Origin of the sequence: Veillonella parvula (assembly GCF_902810435.1) — a bacterium.
Taxonomy (GTDB): Bacteria; Bacillota; Negativicutes; order Veillonellales; family Veillonellaceae; genus Veillonella.
In genome coordinates, this window is the sequence record NZ_LR778174.1 from 927,170 (window position 1) to 944,495 (window position 17,326).

At 38.4% G+C, this 17,326-nt stretch carries 19 protein-coding genes; 18 read left to right on the forward strand and 1 reads right to left on the reverse strand.

The window, feature by feature from the left end; all coding sequences use genetic code 11:
- Positions 1-12 precede the first annotated feature (12 nt).
- The 10 genes from murD to FNLLGLLA_RS04145 all read left to right on the forward strand — a co-directional run bounded on the left by murD (position 13) and on the right by FNLLGLLA_RS04145 (position 10,090).
- Positions 13-1,383, forward strand: a complete 1,371-nt coding sequence (gene murD, locus FNLLGLLA_RS04100) for a UDP-N-acetylmuramoyl-L-alanine--D-glutamate ligase (RefSeq protein WP_156697595.1) — start codon at positions 13-15, stop codon at positions 1,381-1,383.
- Positions 1,383-2,492 (forward strand): undecaprenyldiphospho-muramoylpentapeptide beta-N-acetylglucosaminyltransferase, encoded by a 1,110-nt coding sequence (gene murG, locus FNLLGLLA_RS04105; RefSeq protein ID WP_008714140.1) that lies wholly within the window; start codon positions 1,383-1,385, stop codon positions 2,490-2,492. Before murD ends, murG begins: the two co-directional genes overlap by 1 nt.
- Before the next feature lie 14 nt (positions 2,493-2,506).
- Entirely contained in the window at positions 2,507-3,889 is a 1,383-nt protein-coding gene (gene murC / locus FNLLGLLA_RS04110; protein WP_156697594.1) for a UDP-N-acetylmuramate--L-alanine ligase, read from the forward strand.
- Positions 3,886-4,818 carry a D-alanine--D-alanine ligase family protein gene (locus FNLLGLLA_RS04115; protein ID WP_004696208.1) on the forward strand — a complete coding sequence of 311 codons (933 nt, stop codon included), beginning with the start codon at positions 3,886-3,888 and terminating at the stop codon, positions 4,816-4,818. The genes murC and FNLLGLLA_RS04115 overlap by 4 nt, the downstream gene beginning before the upstream one ends.
- 28 nt (positions 4,819-4,846) lie before the next feature.
- Positions 4,847-5,728: a cell division protein FtsQ/DivIB gene (locus FNLLGLLA_RS04120; protein ID WP_156697593.1), complete on the forward strand. Its 882-nt coding sequence runs from the start codon at positions 4,847-4,849 to the stop codon at positions 5,726-5,728.
- Positions 5,729-6,424 (forward strand): DUF881 domain-containing protein, encoded by a 696-nt coding sequence (locus tag FNLLGLLA_RS04125; protein ID WP_060919741.1) that lies wholly within the window; start codon positions 5,729-5,731, stop codon positions 6,422-6,424. It abuts the gene before it with no gap.
- Positions 6,421-6,765, forward strand: coding sequence for a small basic family protein (locus FNLLGLLA_RS04130; protein ID WP_004696202.1), 345 nt, complete (start codon positions 6,421-6,423; stop codon positions 6,763-6,765). Before FNLLGLLA_RS04125 ends, FNLLGLLA_RS04130 begins: the two co-directional genes overlap by 4 nt.
- Before the next feature lie 138 nt (positions 6,766-6,903).
- Positions 6,904-7,944 (forward strand): cell division protein FtsZ, encoded by a 1,041-nt coding sequence (ftsZ, locus tag FNLLGLLA_RS04135; RefSeq protein WP_004697140.1) that lies wholly within the window; start codon positions 6,904-6,906, stop codon positions 7,942-7,944.
- An 80-nt stretch (positions 7,945-8,024) separates the two neighbouring features.
- On the forward strand, positions 8,025-8,594 hold the full coding sequence (locus tag FNLLGLLA_RS04140) for an outer membrane beta-barrel protein (protein WP_004696198.1): 570 nt from the start codon (positions 8,025-8,027) through the stop codon (positions 8,592-8,594).
- 248 nt (positions 8,595-8,842) lie between these two features.
- The gene (locus FNLLGLLA_RS04145) at positions 8,843-10,090 is read left to right on the forward strand and encodes an aminotransferase class I/II-fold pyridoxal phosphate-dependent enzyme (RefSeq protein WP_156697592.1); all 1,248 of its coding nucleotides are present in this window, start codon (positions 8,843-8,845) and stop codon (positions 10,088-10,090) included.
- 129 nt (positions 10,091-10,219) lie between these two features.
- Here the strand turns inward: FNLLGLLA_RS04145 and FNLLGLLA_RS04150 are convergent, their stop codons facing one another.
- Entirely contained in the window at positions 10,220-10,489 is a 270-nt protein-coding gene (locus tag FNLLGLLA_RS04150) for a DUF896 domain-containing protein (protein WP_004696194.1), read from the reverse strand.
- A gap of 123 nt (positions 10,490-10,612) precedes the next feature.
- Here FNLLGLLA_RS04150 and nth point away from each other — a divergent pair, with 123 nt between their 5' ends.
- The 8 genes from nth to FNLLGLLA_RS04190 all read left to right on the forward strand — a co-directional run bounded on the left by nth (position 10,613) and on the right by FNLLGLLA_RS04190 (position 17,289).
- Positions 10,613-11,248, forward strand: coding sequence for an endonuclease III (nth, locus tag FNLLGLLA_RS04155; RefSeq protein ID WP_004696192.1), 636 nt, complete (start codon positions 10,613-10,615; stop codon positions 11,246-11,248).
- A 1-nt stretch (position 11,249) separates the two neighbouring features.
- The gene (locus tag FNLLGLLA_RS04160) at positions 11,250-12,695 is read left to right on the forward strand and encodes a hypothetical protein (protein ID WP_156697591.1); all 1,446 of its coding nucleotides are present in this window, start codon (positions 11,250-11,252) and stop codon (positions 12,693-12,695) included.
- 104 nt (positions 12,696-12,799) lie between these two features.
- Entirely contained in the window at positions 12,800-13,069 is a 270-nt protein-coding gene (locus FNLLGLLA_RS04165; protein ID WP_004696187.1) for a YdbC family protein, read from the forward strand.
- Between the two features lie 79 nt (positions 13,070-13,148).
- Entirely contained in the window at positions 13,149-13,346 is a 198-nt protein-coding gene (gene rpmE / locus FNLLGLLA_RS04170) for a 50S ribosomal protein L31 (protein WP_004696185.1), read from the forward strand.
- A 57-nt stretch (positions 13,347-13,403) separates the two neighbouring features.
- Positions 13,404-14,309 carry a DUF1385 domain-containing protein gene (locus FNLLGLLA_RS04175; RefSeq protein WP_156697590.1) on the forward strand — a complete coding sequence of 302 codons (906 nt, stop codon included), beginning with the start codon at positions 13,404-13,406 and terminating at the stop codon, positions 14,307-14,309.
- Positions 14,310-14,311: 2 nt separating this feature from the next.
- Positions 14,312-15,394 (forward strand): peptide chain release factor 1, encoded by a 1,083-nt coding sequence (prfA, locus tag FNLLGLLA_RS04180; RefSeq protein ID WP_004697261.1) that lies wholly within the window; start codon positions 14,312-14,314, stop codon positions 15,392-15,394.
- Positions 15,387-16,256 (forward strand): peptide chain release factor N(5)-glutamine methyltransferase, encoded by an 870-nt coding sequence (gene prmC / locus FNLLGLLA_RS04185; protein WP_060919731.1) that lies wholly within the window; start codon positions 15,387-15,389, stop codon positions 16,254-16,256. The genes prfA and prmC overlap by 8 nt, the downstream gene beginning before the upstream one ends.
- A gap of 1 nt (position 16,257) precedes the next feature.
- Entirely contained in the window at positions 16,258-17,289 is a 1,032-nt protein-coding gene (locus tag FNLLGLLA_RS04190) for an L-threonylcarbamoyladenylate synthase (protein ID WP_060919730.1), read from the forward strand.
- Positions 17,290-17,326: the final 37 nt, after the last annotated feature.

Here is a 17,326-nt window from a genome sequence, read left to right on the forward strand (position 1 = left end):
TAGGTGATATAGATGGAATATGGAGATAAACATATACTTGTTCTTGGCGCTGGAGCTAGCGGTATAGGTGCATCTTGGGTATTAGCCCAAGTAGGTGCGCATGTTGTGTTAAATGATTATAAGCCTATGACACTGCCTACGGCTGAGGAGAAACGACTTGTTGCTGCAGGGGTAAATATTATTACAGGACGTCAAGATGAATCCTTGCTAGATGGCGTGGATCGTATCGTTATTTCTCCAGGTATTTCTTTAGACATTCCAATTGTAAAAGCAGCACAGGCCCGTGGTATTGACGTGGTCAGCGAAGTAGAATTAGCTTATGAAGTATCTAAATCACCTATCGTAGCTGTTACAGGTACAAATGGTAAGACTACGACAACAACCTTATTAACTAAAGTACTAGAAGGCTCTGGAAAACCAGTTCACGTCGGTGGAAATATTGGTGATTCCCTTAGTGAAGTGGCGTATTCTATGCCTGCAGACGGTTTTTTGGTAGCCGAATTATCTAGTTATCAATTAGAGACAATCAAGCATTTTAGGCCTATTGGGGCTATTATTCTCAATATTACTCCAGATCACTTAGCTCGTCATAAGACGATGGAAAACTATATTGCTGCGAAGGAACGCATTTTTGAAAATCAATTAAGTACAGATTATTTAGTGTTGAATATAGATGATCCCGTTGTAGCTGATATGGAACATCGTGCGCCTAGTCATATTCTAAAAATTAGTCAAAAAAAAGCCGTAGAGAATGGCGCTTATTATGCTGATGGGCAATGTTATATTGCTAAAGATGGGGTAGCAAAATTTGTTATTGCAGATGAAGATATTCATATTCCAGGCAGTCATAATATTGAAAACATATTGACCGTTATTGCTTTATCTCATGCATTGGGCGTACCTGTAGAAACAATTCATCGTATTATTAATGAGTTCCATGGCGTTGAACATCGTTTAGAACGCGTTAAGACGATTGATGGTATTACATTTTATAATGATTCTAAAGCGACTAATGTAGATTCTGTGGTTAAAGCATTAGAATCCTTTGATCAACAAGTTATTCTATTAGCTGGTGGTCATGATAAAATGACGCCTTTAGAAGATTTTATGCAGCTAGTTAAAGAGCATACTAAAGCTGTTATATTTATGGGGGAAGCGGCAGATCGTTTTGAGATGGCTGCAAAAGAGGCTGGTGTGAAGCCGATTTATCGTGCTTTATCTATGAAAGAAGCCGTAGAACAAGGCTATAAATTGGCAGAGACTGGCGATATTGTGCTATTATCTCCGGCTTGCTCAAGCTTTGATTGGTACAGCTGTTTTGAAGAGCGTGGAGATGACTTTAAACGTTGTGTTCATATGTTGCAAGAGGGAGGACACCATTAATGAAACGTGTTATTATTTCAGGTGGTGGCACTGGTGGACATATATATCCAGCAATAACTATATATAAGGAAATTATGAAACAGAATCCTGATGCAAAGGTGTTATATGTTGGTACCAAGCAAGGTCTCGAGGCTACATTAGTTCCTAAAGAGGGGATAGAGTTTACTACGATTCCTGTGCAAGGCTTGCAGCGTCAATTATCGTTAGGTACATTAGTCACATTAGGTAAAACTGCTTTAGGCATTGTAAAAGCTAATGCTATAGTTTGTAAGTTTAAACCTGATGTGGTTATTGGTACTGGGGGTTATGTATGTGGTCCTGTTCTCTTGGCTGCAGCATTACATAATATTCCTACTATAATTCAAGAACAGAATGTCATAGCAGGCATTACTAATAAAATTCTGAGTCGTTTTGTTGATGTGGTAGCCCTAGGCTATAAGGATGCAGAAGCATCGTTTTCTAAAGCAAAGCGCGTAGTCTATACAGGGAATCCTGTTCGTCCAGATGTGCTAGTTGATTCGAGAACATCGGGACGTAACTATTTCAACTTAAGTGATGATACCTTTACAGTACTCATAGCTGGAGGTTCTCGAGGGGCGAGAACTATTAACAATGCTATGATAGATGTACATAAACACTTTCAAGGTGTGAAAGGTATTAAATTAATCCATATTACGGGAAACGGAGAATATGAATCTGTTTTATCCCAATTGGGCATTACCGATGGGGATGGTTTAGGTAGTTCATCTTTGATTTTGCCGTATTTACATGATATGCCAAAAGCACTAGCAGCAGCCGATTTAGCAGTATTTAGATCTGGTGCTATAGGTCTTGCAGAATTAGCAGTTCGCGGTATTCCATCCGTATTGATACCGTATCCATACGCAGCGGAAGATCATCAAACCTATAATGCACGTATCTTTGTACAAGAAGGGGCGGCTCATATGATTGTAGATAAAATGTTGAGTGCTCACGATTTGATAGGGGAAATCGAGATGTTTATGGCCAACCGTGATTTGTTGGCACAAATGGGAGACCGAGCATTGCAATTGGGGAAACCGAATGCGGCTCATGATATTGCAAAATTAGCTTTATCTATTGCAAAGTAACAAGGAGAGGTTTTATGTTAGACGGTATTCACAAAATTCACCTTATCGGTATTGGTGGATCTGGTATGCGTGCGATAGCGAATATTTTGATTCAAAAAGGTTATGATGTATCTGGTTCAGATATTGCTGAATCTGCAGTGATTTCTAAGTTTAGAGATATGGGTGCCACGGTGCATATCGGTCATAATAAAGAATATGTAAATGGTGTTGATGCTATAGTTCGTTCTACAGCGATTCGTGAAGACAATCCTGAAATTGTTGCCGCTAAAGAGCAAGGGATTACCATTTTACATCGTTCTGATATTGTAAAGGCTGTATTAGATGTAACAGATGGTATCGCAGTAGCTGGTGCGCATGGTAAAACATCTACAACTTCAATGATTGGACAAATTTTAGTGGAGGCTAATGCGGACCCTACGGTAATTATCGGTGGCGAAGTAGATTATCTCAAAGGTAGCAGTTGCCTTGGGAAAGGCCATTTTTCAGTTGTGGAAGCGGATGAGAGCGATGGTTCATTTTTAAAATTGCATCCACATACTATCGTTATAACTAATATTGAAGATGATCATATGGATCATTATAAGACTATGGATAACTTGTTAAACGCTTTCTGTGAGTTCGTCGAAACGTTACCAGAAGCGGGCAAGGCTATCGTATGTGGTGATAATGAAAATATTCGTTATGTTATGAGCCGCGTAAAACGTACTTTTATTACGTATGGTTTAGAGGATAATAATGATTATGTAGCAAAAAATATTCATTATGTGGACTCTTCCTTGGTATATGATGTATATCATAAAGGTATTAATATAAGCCATATCAGCTTGCGCGTGCCTGGAGAACATAATGTATTAAACTCATTGGCAGCCTTTATTGTGGCTCATGAATGTTGCGGTGTAGAAAATCGCTTTATTACAAAAGCGTTAGGTAAATTTATCGGTGCAAAACGACGTTTTGAAACAAAAGGTCATGTTGCTGGCGTCTGGGTTGTCGATGATTATGCGCATCATCCAACAGAAATTAAAGCGACCTTAAGAGCAGCAAAAGAACTTGAAAAACATCGCGTTATTTGTGTGTTTCAACCGCATCGGTATACACGTACAAGCTTGTTGAAAGATGAATTTGCCACTGCTTTTACAAGTGCTGATGAAATATATATGACAGATATTTACAGTTCTGGTGAAGATCCGATTGCAGGTATCGATGGACGTACTATTCCTGACGCTGTTGAAGCTGCTACACATAAGGTTGTACATTATGTACCATCTGTTGATGATATACCGGCTGTATTGGCAAAAATTGTGCGACCTAACGATCTGGTTATAACAATGGGGGCTGGTTCTATTAATCAATATGGACCAAAATTATTAGCTATATTGGAGGAAGGCTTACAATGAAAGATAGAAAAATAATCGTATTGATGGGTGGCCCTTCCAAAGAGGCTGAAGTATCTCGCCGTACTGGCGCTGCTATTGCGGAAGCACTCGAAAGTAAAGGGTATAATGCCCAAACATTAGAACTTAATCCTCGTACTGTTTTAAAAGATATTGAATCCTTAGGTGGAGAGATTGTATTTAATGCAATTCACGGTCGTTATGGTGAAGATGGTGCATTACAAGGCTTACTTGAAATGGCAGAAATTCCATATACTGGATCGGGCATCATGGCTCATGCGGTAGGAATGAATAAAAAAGTAAGCAAAGATGTTTTCAAAGGGGCTAATATTCCAACAGCTACTTCTGAATCCTTTAATGGTAATTTAGAATCTGCAGAAGCTATTATAGGACATATTCGTAAACAATTTACAATTCCTGTAGTTGTAAAGTCTGCTACTCAAGGCTCTAGTATTGGCGTTACCATCGTTCGTGATGAGGCGCAATTGGAAGCTGCTGTCACAGAGGCGCTAAAATATGATCCGATTCTTGTAGTAGAGCAATTTCTTGATGGTCGCGAATTTACAGTATCCGTTCTTGACGGTAAAGCATTGTCAGTAATTGAAATTCGTCCACATTCTGGGGAGTATGACTATACCAGTAAATATACTGTAGGTGCTACAGAATATTTAGTACCTGCGCCTATTAGTGAAGAAATGACTGCTGAGATGCAGCGCATAGGGGAACTTGTGTATCGTGAAGTACAAGGCAGTGGAGTTATTCGTGTTGATATTATGACAGACCATGCAGATAATATGTATGTTCTAGAATACAATACTGTGCCAGGTATGACAGCAACGTCTTTAGTACCAAAGGCAGCTAAGGAAATGGGAATTGACTTCCCAACATTATGTGAAAAGATTCTATTAACAGCTAGTATAGGGAAATTTTAAAGGCTGAATAGAATATAAGGAGTTATCTATGGATGATAAGCAATACCATCCATCCAACTCTGGGGAGATGCAGTCTTCTACACCTGTTCAAGATGAACGGGCTGTATTTAGAAAACGAGTGTTAAAAATCGGTGGTGCAGTTACTCTCGTGTTGGTGGGATTGTTTACACTACCTATTCCTTTTGGATCCTTAAAAATTGTAGGATCAGATAAGGTAACTGTACAAGATGTAATGGTAGCAGGGGATATTCATGAACCTGTAAATATATTACAAATTAGTACAGAGAAATTAAAAAATAGATTGGCGAAAGACTTACGGGTTGAAGAGGCTCAAATTAGTTATCAATTGCCATTTACAATGGTCGTACGTGTCATAGAACGCAAAGCTGTTGCAGTTGTACCAGCTCAGTTTGGCTATCTAACACTTGATAGTAAAGGTCAAGTGATTGCATCAGAGCCTGCTATACAAGATACGTCGGTACCAATGATATCAGGAGTTAAGGCGGGAAATATTTTATTAGGTGATACCGTTGTGGATAAACCTATTTTAGCGGCTCTTGAATACTTGAACTCTCTTGATGAAAGCACCTTCAAGAATATTGCAGAAGTCAATATAGGAGACCCTGATGCAATAATGGCGTATACCGTATCGGGGGTGCAAATTCGATTAGGAGATAGTAAAGACTTACCTAAAAAAGCCGAGTTAACTCAGTCTATGTTACAAGATATTAAGACAACACATAGCAATGTACAATATATAGATGTTAATGTTTCATCGCCATACATAAAAACTGATGTAATACCGGAAGTTAAAAAGCATCAGACAGGAACAAAGACTACAGAAAATTCATCTACTAAGAAGGATGATACAAAACAAGATAAACAAGGTCATGTTGAAGATAAAAGGTAGATGATTGTCGTGAGACACGAACGGTGGGCAATAGCCTTAGTCAGTTGTATATTGGGTTTCATGGTTGTCACCCAATATAAGATGACTCAAGATAATATAGAAGAAAATATCCGTTTACAACGAGCTGGTGATTTAGCTGTACAATTGCGAGAGGCTCAAAGTGAACGTGATGCATTGTTAAAACAAATAGAAGAGCTTAAACAGTCTGGTGCCACTGGCAATGTTAAAGCAGATGAACAGTTGATGATGAAAGCAGCTTTAACTAATGTTAAAGGTACGGGTGTTAGTGTATTAATTGAGGATAGCTTAAAGCCAATTCAAAGTGGTGAAAATCCTAATTTATATGTAATTCATGATGAAGATATTTTACGTATTGTTAATGAATTGCGAGCTGGTGGGGCTGAGGCGATAGCTATCAATGACCAACGTCTCATAGGGACTTCTGAAATACGATGCTCTGGTCCGACTATTACTGTGAATGGTAAGGTTTTTGGGGCTCCTTTTACAGTTAAAGCGATTGGTGATCCAAAAACACTAAATTCTGCGCTCACCATGCGAGGTGGTGTGGTGGATTCCTTGAAACACTGGGGCATAAAGGTAACCATAAAGGAAGAAAATGAAATAGCTATTCCAGCTTTTACAGGAACCTTTAGAGAAGAGCATATAAAGCCTAATGAAACAGGAGGTAAAGAATGAATATTTATATCTTTGCCATTGTTGGTTTAATTGTAGGTACTACATTAGGGTGGCTTTCACCATTTCATATACCTATAAGTTATGCAAATTACACATCAGTCGCTGTTCTGGCTGCACTAGATGCTGTATTTGGTGGTAGCCGGGCTGCATTGGAACGAACCTTTGATCTTAGTAATTTTGTGCTTGGGTTCTTTTCAAATGTTGTGTTAGCTGTTATTCTTGTATATGTAGGTGACCTCATAGGAATTAACTTATATTACGTAGCTCTTATTGGCTTTGGATTGCATGTATTTATTAATGTAGGAGCTATACGCAAGATTATTATGACTAAGCGATTCTAATAAATCACATTCTATATAGTGGAAAGTTTTTAAATTTTAGTGTAAAATAAATGTAATTGTTATAAGATTGTCAGTATATAAATCGATACATTGGGACGTATATTGATACGATAGATAACGATAAGAGGAGGAAGTTCAATGTCTGATTTTGCAAATATTAAAGTTATCGGTGTTGGTGGCGGCGGTAATAACGCTGTTAATCGCATGGTAGATAGCGATCTTAAAGGTGTTCAATTTTTATCCGCTAATACTGAAAGCCAAGTGCTTGAATTATCTAAAGCGGATGTAACGATTCAAATCGGCGAGAAGGTTACAAAAGGTCTTGGTGCAGGCGCAAATCCACAAATCGGTGAAGAGGCTGCTCAAGAAAGCCGCGAAGAAATTATAAAAGCTCTTGAAGGTGCTGATATGGTATTCGTAACTGCTGGTATGGGTGGTGGTACTGGTACAGGTGCTGCTCCTATCGTTGCAGAATGTGCTAAAGAAATCGGTGCATTGACAGTAGGCGTCGTTACTAAACCGTTCGCTTTTGAAGGTAAACGCCGTCGTGCACAAGCAGAAAAAGGCATTGAATTCTTGACTCAAAAAGTAGATACTATTATCGTTATTCCTAATGATAAATTGTTGCAAGTTGTAGATAAAAAATGTTCCTTAAGCGATGCATTCCGTACAGCTGATGATGTACTTCGCCAAGGTATCAAGGGCATTTCAGACTTGATTCAAGTTCCTGGCTTGATCAATCTTGACTTTGCAGATGTTAAAACTATCATGACTGAACAAGGCGAAGCATTGATGGGGATTGGCGTTGGTGAAGGTGAAAACCGTGCTGCTGACGCAGCTAAAATGGCTATTAATAGCCCATTGTTGGAAACATCTATCGATGGTGCAAAAGGCATCTTACTCAATATTTCCGGTAGTGCTAACTTAAGCTTGTTTGAAATTAATGAAGCTGCCGAAATTATTTCTGAAGCGGCGGATCCTGATGCAAATATTATCTTCGGTTCCGTTATCGATGAAAGCTTAGGCGATACAGTTCAAATTACTGTTGTGGCAACTGGTTTCAATTCAAATACTAAGAATGTACCTGAATTCGGTAAAACAACAACTACATCCCGTCCGGCATCCACTACAAATACTAACAGTGGTATCCCTGATATCCCTGTATTCATGAAACGCTAATTTATAGATTGTATAATTACTATATCTATCGATTAGTAACTTATTAAGACATACCGTTGGTATGTGTATAGGAGGTAAAAATGAAGAAATTAGTATTATTAACTTTAGCTGCTACAGTCGTAGCCGGTAGTGCATTTGCTGCAGCTCCTGTAACGAAAATTAGTGATGGATCCACTAAGGTACAAGCTGATTATGCTTTTAAACAACACGTATCTAACGGTGGCGGCAATAGCAATGATGGTTTCGGTGTTTCTTTACAACACGACCTTTCCAATAAAGCCGCATTACAATACTCTTACGATAAATTAAATGCAAAAAATGGCGATATTAAAGATCATCAATTAGCATTGGTTTATAAAGTACATCCAAATGTAAATCTATATGGTGCAGGTACTGCGATTCGTACAAATGATACTGAACTTGGTTTCCAAGCTGGTGTTATCGGTCATGTACCTTTGACTAATAAAGTAAATGGCTTTGCTAAGGCTGGTTGGGGTAATGATATTAAGCAAACTTATCAAGTAGGTGCTCAATATGAAGTACGCCCTGATGTAGATTTGAATGTATACTATGGCTATGATAAATATAGTGTAGATAGCAATGATAAAACTGCAAAAGGTTTACACGCTGGTGTAGGCTACTCCTTCTAAGGATGATGATGACCACTCTTTTGAGTGGTCTTTTTTTATATATTTACTGTTTTATTGTATATTTGTTAATTATTTTTTCTAAATAAGGTACTTAATATATTCTATATATATTTAATAAGTGTTGAGTTACTAATAGTTAGTTAAATCTTCTATGTATACAATATATTTACTGAATATACGTTGTATATTTAAATTAGTTTAGGTATGATAAATATGTAATATTCATTTCAGATAGGATGGTGCTAGTTATGACAAGTGTTGCTGCAAAGCATGCAAAAGGAAAAAAATTAAAAGACGTGATCTTCGTAACTGCTGGTCAAGCTCAAGCTGATGCTAAAGAAAATGGCCGTGAGAATGTTGTGAATGGTACGTTGGGTGCTATTCATGATGAAGAGGGAAACTTAGTTTTTCTTAAGACCGTTAAAGAAGAATATTTGAGTCTTTCGGATTCTGAACATGTTGGTTATGCACCAATTGCGGGTATTCCAGATTTTTTGTGTGCTGCTGAAAAAGAATGTTTTGGTAATTTCCGTCCAGAAGGTCATATTCGTAGCATTGCTACCGCAGGTGGCACTGGTGGCATTCATCATTTGATTCATAACTACACAGAGCCTGGTGATGAAGTATTAACAGCGGATTGGTACTGGGGTGCATATCGTGTTATTTGTAGCGATACTGGACGTACACTAGTTACGTATTCTTTATTTGATGAACATAATAACTTTAATCATGAAGCATTCCAAAATCGTGTAAACGAATTGGCGGCTAAACAAACAAATGTGGTTGTTATCTTTAATACACCTGGTAATAACCCAACCGGCTACTCTATTGAGGATAAAGATTGGGATTCTATCCTTAATTTCCTGAAGGATTTAGTTGCTATTGGTCGAAATAATGTGATTATTGGTATTGATGTAGCATATCTTGATTACTCTGGTGAAAAAGATGAGGTACGTGCGTTCTTCAATAAATTTAGTCATTTACCAAAAGAAATTCTCACCTGTGTGTGTTATAGCTTATCTAAAGGATTTACTATGTATGGTCAGCGCGTTGGTGCGATGATTGGGATCTCTGACGATGAAGAAATAGCTGATGAGTTTTTCGAAGTTAACAAATCTACAAGTCGTGCCACATGGTCCAATATTTGTCGTCCTGCAATGCGTGCAATGGCTAATATTGTGGCTGATTCAGCTAAGTTTAAGGAATATGAAGCTGAACGCAATTGCTATTATCAATTAATTCGCGATCGTGCTGATATCTTTAAACAAGAAGCAGCACAAGTAGGACTTCCCATGTTACCTTACCGTGGTGGGTTCTTTATTACAATCCCTACAGACTCTGCAAATGCTATCTGTGAAGAGTTGAAAAAAGAGCACATCTATGTGATTGCATTAGCAAATGGTATTCGTATAGCAGCATGTGGTATTCCTAAATGTCAAATGACAGGTCTAGCTGAAAAAATTTATAATGCCATGAAACGTCTTGGTAAATTATAATACATAAGTAAATTATACTAAAAACCACTTGATACATGTATCAAGTGGTTTTTAGTATGTAGATATAAATTTGATTGAATAAATATAAAAGGATATTAGTAATGTAATCAATTTTGTTTATTTGTTACATTAGTGAATATCTTTATGCTCTTTAATGTCTTTATCAGCTTCTTTTGCCAAGTTTTCAAGCGCTCGTTTAGGAGCGGTTCTTTCACCTGTTTCTGGGTCTATAAATTCAACGCGGTCCAAGGTGCTTGTAATTTGACCACGAATGAAGCTTAAGTAGATTTCGTATAGTTCTTTTTTTTCTGCTAACTCTTCTGGCGTTAATTCTTGACCAGATTTTTTCTTTGCAGCTAGTTCATTTATTCGTTTTAATGTATCGTTAATATTACTCATATGAGCCTCCTGTATTCTATATTAGAATAGTATGTTTTATTATAACATAGAACTTAATGAATACGTATGGTAAGATATAAGTTGTACGCGTCTGTACTTTCACAGGTGAGAAAGGAGAACTGTATGCGTGTAACAAAAGCGATAAAGGCAGAGCAGTTGAAATTGTTACAAGAGCATTATTTTGATGCAAAACCTGCCCTTGAGTATACAAATGAATTTGAATTATTAGTTGCTGTAGTTTTGTCAGCACAATGTACGGATGAACGAGTTAATATTGTTACTAAACGATTATTTCCTGAACTTAATCATCCTGCAAAGATGCTTGAAATTGGAGTTGCTAAGTTAGAGACTCTTATTAAAGATTGTGGCCTTTATAAGTCCAAGGCAAAAAACTTAATTGCTACTTGTCAAATTTTAGTTGACCGATATCATGGAGAGGTGCCTCGTGAGTTTGATCAACTCGTTGAATTGCCTGGTGTGGGGCGTAAAACAGCAAATGTTGTGGTATCCGTTTTATTTGGTACACCAGCCATTGCGGTAGATACACATGTATTTCGCGTGTCTAACCGATTAAAATTAGGTATTGCTAAGACGCCAGAAGAGATGGAACAAAAGTTACAAAAGGCAATTCCAAAAAAGGACTGGGCTGCCGCACACCACTGGTTAATCTATCATGGCCGTAGATTGTGTAAGGCTCGTAAGCCTTTGTGTAATGAATGTTTTTTAAATCATCTATGTCCTTCAGCCGGAAAGGTTTAATATGAAAGTAAATAACGAAGAATTTATTGCCCTTTGTGCTAATCATGGTATTGAGGGAATTGATATTGTAAATGAGTTAATGCGTTTTAAAGTGCTAGATCAATTGATTTCTAGTAATGCTAGCTCCCGTGAGTGGGGTGTAACGGCAGATGATTTATATGCGTTAGCAGAAAAATCCACAGTAGAATCCTTTGGTCCTGTACCATATGATTTGAATACATTCCAAGCTCTTTATGGACCATCCTTTAGAGTGGAATTGTTTGATTTTATTAGTGACACAGGCATTTTAGAAGGTCTAGATGTAGGCACTATTTGGGAAACTCCTGTTCGTGAAAGTATCGAAGCTCATAGTAAAACGGGAGAATTGGTTCTGTATGCTTATGTAGAAGAATATGCAGGCATGGTTGAAGAGATTCTTCAATCTTATGAAGATAAAAAAGTCGTTCTGTATACGGCATCTCCCGTGTGTTATAGCATTTTGACACGTTTATATCCGATGGCTCAAATCATTAATCAATGGCCTCATCGTAGCTATTTTGACCATATCTTTACAGGCACAGTTGGTATGTTCCAATCCTCTGAAGATATTGTAGAAGAGGTCGCTAACGGATTACATAACTTAGTTCCAGAAGGGACTGCTCAATTATTCTTACCTGCTACAATGGCACAAAATCAATTGGGCTTAAATAATATGGCGTTGCAATTTTTCTTGAACCAAAAACGAGTAGAAGCTATACGAGAATGGACTCCATTAGGGGCTTATGAAATCGTATATGGTAAATACGATGTAAAAAAAATGCGTGTTGGTCTTCGTGAACGTGTAGGGGATGAGTGGAAAACAATTAATTATATTTCATTACCTCATGGCGTATTTGCGCAATTGCCAGTATTTACGGTATTAAATTATGGCTTGTCCTTGCGCTCTATTTTGTTGCCCGGCGGTCAAACGGACGTAGCCTTAGGTCAAGATGGTATTTATTGCATTGATAGCCGTGTATCTGAATTAGGTCGCACTGCTCTTATTGAAAGTGGAGCTTATTTTCTTACTTTTAAACGTCATACTGATCATATTGATGTAGAGATTACGACAAAAGCGCCTGTAGATGATATGTACTGGATGTTCCCAGATGCTGAATTAGCATATATGTGGTATGCCTATTTCTGCAGCACTACGGGTCAAACATTGATTCAAGAAATCTCTATGCTCGTTCAAACAGATGAATCCTTTGGCTATATGCTTAGTAGCGTACGTCGTCGCGTATTAGATGTAAAGGATGAAGCCCAGCTAATTGAATCTGTACAGGCTGCTGACGAGGCGTATATCAAGGCTGTTACGGAGGCTACAAGGAGTTGGAAAGAGACCGTAGATTCATTAGGTGCACAAGTTATGCCACCTACAGCTTCTATTGATATTGAAGATTATAGTGACTATAAAAAAGAATTGTAAATCATATAATTTTGGTTTAAAATATATCGTATCCTAAAAAATATAAACTACTAAATATAGTAGATACGAAACATAGCATATGAATATGTAAGAAAGGAGGACCTATGGCAGTTATTAATTTTGAAATCTTCAAGGTTATTGGTACTTTATCTGAAGATAAAGATGGTTGGAAAAAACAATTAACATGTACTAGTTGGGGAAAATACAATCCTAAGTTTGATCTTCGTGCTTGGGATAGTGAATATACAAGCATGAAAAAAGGTATTACCCTTTCTTTAGAGGAGCTTATTGCATTGCGTGACATCCTAAATGAAAGCGACTTGGAAGCTATTTTAGCTGAGGCTATTGAAGAAAAGCAAGCATCCAAGGAATAGCATTGGTTACTTGCATTTGTGCAAGTGTCATGCTATAATCTATAAGAATAATATTGATTGCTGGAAAGAGGTGTATAGAATGAAACAAGGTATTCATCCAGACTATAAAGAAGCTACAGTAACTTGCGGTTGTGGCAACACATTCAAAACTGGCTCTGTAAAAGAAGACCTTCGTGTAGACGTTTGCTCCAAATGCCATCCGTTCTTCACTGGTCAACAACGTGCGGCTCAAGCTCGTGGTCGTATTGAACAATTTAACAAACGTTACGGCAAATAATTTGTATTGTAATGTAACATGTATTGGCAGGGCTGTTGGCTCTGCCTATATTTGTTTATGAGAGGAGATCTTGTGAACAGAGAACGTATTAAAAAGTTTGTCGGAGGACAGGCTGTGATCGAAGGTGTCATGATGAGAGGCCCTGGTTATACGGCAACTGCCGTACGTGAGCCTGCGGGAACTATTGTAGTTCAAAAAGAGGCTACAAAGTCCATTGCTGACACATATCCAATATTGAAAAAACCATTTCTTCGTGGCTGTGTAGCTCTCTATGAATCTCTAGTGATAGGCATGAAGGCTTTATCCTTCTCTGCTAAGGCTGCTGGCGATGAAGAGGAAGAAATGTCTAATAGTGAAATCGCCATTACCATGGTCATTTCTACACTGTTTGCGATAGCTGTGTTTTTGGCATTGCCTACATTTATCGTAAAATTCATTCCTGGTGTACAGGATAATCATATAGTATTAAATCTCATTGAAGGTGTCATTCGTTTAGTGCTTTTCTTACTTTATATTTGGGGGATTGGCCTTACGAAGGATATTCAACGAGTTTTCCAATATCATGGGGCAGAGCATAAGACGATTCATACTTATGAATTAGATTTACCTCTAACTGTAGAAAACGTTCGTCAACAAAGTCGCTTGCATGCGCGATGTGGTACAAACTTCTTACTTATCGTGATGGTCGTTAGTATCTTTGTATTTGCTTTCTTAGGCTGGCCTAATTTGTTGGAACGTATCGTGAGCCGCGTACTCCTTATGCCTGTAGTAGCTGGCATTGCGTATGAGGTAATTCGTCTTGCTGGACGTAGTGATCAATCTTTTGTGAAAGCTCTTATTAAACCAGGTCTTGCGTTACAATATATGACAACGCGTGAACCAGAAGATGATCAAATTGAGGTTGCTATACGAGCTTTAGAAGAGGTCCGTCCTCCTGAGAGTGACGCATATGAAGAGGAATAAACATGTTAGTTGATAAATTACAAGTTATTGAAGATAAATTTATGGATCTTGAGCAGCGCATTAGTGACCCAGAGGTCATTGCTCGCCAAGATGAATGGCGTAAATTGACCCGTCAACATGCTCAATTATCTGAAACCGTTGAAACGTTCCGTACTTACAAAAAAGTTTTATCTGGTATTGATGAAGCTATGGAAGTTATTGAAGATAAATCCATGGACGAAGAATTCCGAGAAATGGCTCAAGAGGAATTGAAAGAGTTAAAACCTCAAAAAGAGGAATTGGAAGAAAAGTTGCAAGTTCTATTATTGCCTAAGGATCCTAATGATGATAAAAATATTATCATTGAGATTCGCGGGGGCGCTGGCGGTGATGAAGCTGCATTATTTGCAGGCGACTTATTCCGTATGTACACTAAATATGCGGAAAGCCAAGGCTGGCGTTGTGAGATTATCGATGCTAATGAACCTGAACTTGGTGGCTTTAAAGAGGTTATTTTCTCTGTAGATGGTGAAAATGTATACTCTAAGATGAAATTTGAATCTGGTGTACATCGCGTACAACGTGTACCAGCTACGGAAACTCAAGGCCGTGTACATACATCTACAGTTACAGTAGCCGTATTGCCAGAGATGGAAGATGTTGATATTGAAGTTAATGAAAAAGATTTGAAAATCGACACCTATCGTGCGAGTGGTGCCGGTGGTCAGCATATCAATAAAACTGAGTCTGCTGTTCGTATTACACACTTACCATCTGGTATCGTTGTAGCGTGTCAAGATCAACGATCTCAGTTACAAAATCGTGAAAAAGCTATGCGTGTATTACGCGCTAAATTGCAAGACCAAGCTGAACAAGAGGCCATTTCTAGCATGGCTGCAGACCGTAAGAGTCAAGTTGGCACAGGTGATCGTAGTGAACGTATTCGCACTTATAACTACCCACAAGGACGCGTCACAGATCATCGTATTAATTTAACATTATATAAATTAGATGCTATTTTAAATGGCGATCTTGATGAAATTATTCAAGCCTTAAATGCTGCAGACCAAGCGGCAAAAATGCAGGAGGCTAATACAAATGCATAAGGAGATTTGGACAATCGGTCGTATTCTCCAGTGGACAGAGCAGTACTTTCAAAGCAAGGAGATGGATACACCTCGACTTGATGGGGAAGTACTGCTTTCTCACGTTTTAGGTAAAGATCGGATTTATCTATATACCCATTATGACCAACCGCTTATTCAAGACGAGCTCGATGCCTTTAGGCCTCTCGTTCAACGACGGGCTAAGGGGCATTGTGTAGCGGCTATCATTGGGGAAAAGGACTTTATGGGGTTGACCTTTAAGGTGAATGATAAGGTATTGATTCCACGACCTGATACGGAAACCTTGATTGAGCATGTACTAGGTACTTCTCCAAAAGATAGTAATGTGCGTATTCTTGATGTATGCACAGGCCCTGGTACGATATTGTTAAGTTTACTACACTATTTGCCGAATGCGTGTGGTGTAGGTCTTGAAATATCTACCGATGCTTTGTTAGTGGCTGAGGAGAACGGTGAAAGATTCAACTTAAATGATCGTGTTCAATTTTTAGAGTCCGATATGTTTTCTGCCTTGGCTGGTAACGCTGAAAAGTTTGACCTCATCGTATCAAATCCACCATATATTCGTACGGGAGATGCTAAATTATTGTCTCAAGACGTGTTAAATGAGCCGCATATTGCCTTGTTTGGTGGTGAAGATGGTTTAGAATTCTATCGTATTTTAGCTAAAGAATGTAGAAATTATTTAAACGCTAATGGCCGTGTGGCGTTTGAAGTAGGCTTTGACCAAGCAAAAGAGGTAGGTGCTTTATTGCAAGAAACAGGTCAATATTCGAATATTCAATTTATAGCTGACCTCGGTGGTCATAACCGGGTAGTGACAGCTGTATATGAGGGCTAATATGGATACTAAAATCATTACAAATCCATCAGAACAAGATATAGATACGTTAGCCCGTGCTTTGCGCAATGGTGAATTGGTGTCTATTCCTACAGAAACTGTATATGGATTAGGTGCAAATGGTCTAGATCCAGAGGCGATGGATAAAATCTATGCTGCCAAAGGACGGCCTTCTGATAATCCACTTATTTTGCATGTTCCTAATAGTGAAAGCATAAAACCTTTGGTAACAGAAATTTCTGCTACGGCGCAAGCCTTAATGGATACATTCTGGCCAGGGCCATTAACGATTACATTGCCTAAATCTGATTTAGTGCCAGATCGTGCAACAGGTGGTTTATCTCGTGTGGCGCTTCGGTGTCCTGATCATGAGGCATGTCGAGTATTATTAGAGCGTGCAGGCATACCTATAGCGGCACCTAGTGCCAATATTTCAGGGCGCCCAAGTCCAACTACTGCAGAAGATGTATATAATGATATGAATGGTCGCATTTCCTATATCTTAGATGCTGGTCCATGTACGATTGGTGTAGAGTCTACTGTTGTAGAAGTCCATGATGATAAGGTCATTATATTAAGACCTGGTGGAATTACAAAAGCACAGCTTGAACGTGTGGTGTCTACTGTTGAGTATGATACTGCGTTAGTTAATGCAACCACTATACCAAAGGCTCCTGGCATGAAGTATACGCATTATGCGCCTGATGCACCTATGACGGTTGTTGTAGGTAGTCCAGAAGGTGTAGCACACACTTTCAAAGAGCTTTCAGAAGGCATAGAAGGTCCCATAGGGTGTTTGGTAAGTCAAGAAACGTATAACTTGATTAAAGAGGATGGACGATTTATGTGCCATTGTTTTGGCCATCATGGAGATGCGTTAGCATTGGGGCACGACTTTTATAAAAGTCTATTACATTTTAATGAAAATCATGTTACGCTAATCCTAGCAGAAGGTGTTGATGATGATGGTTTCGGTGTTGCCATTATGAATCGAATGGAAAAAGCATCGAGTCATCATATCATTTATAAGTAAATTTAATAGCATAAAGATGTCCACTGATAATAGAAAA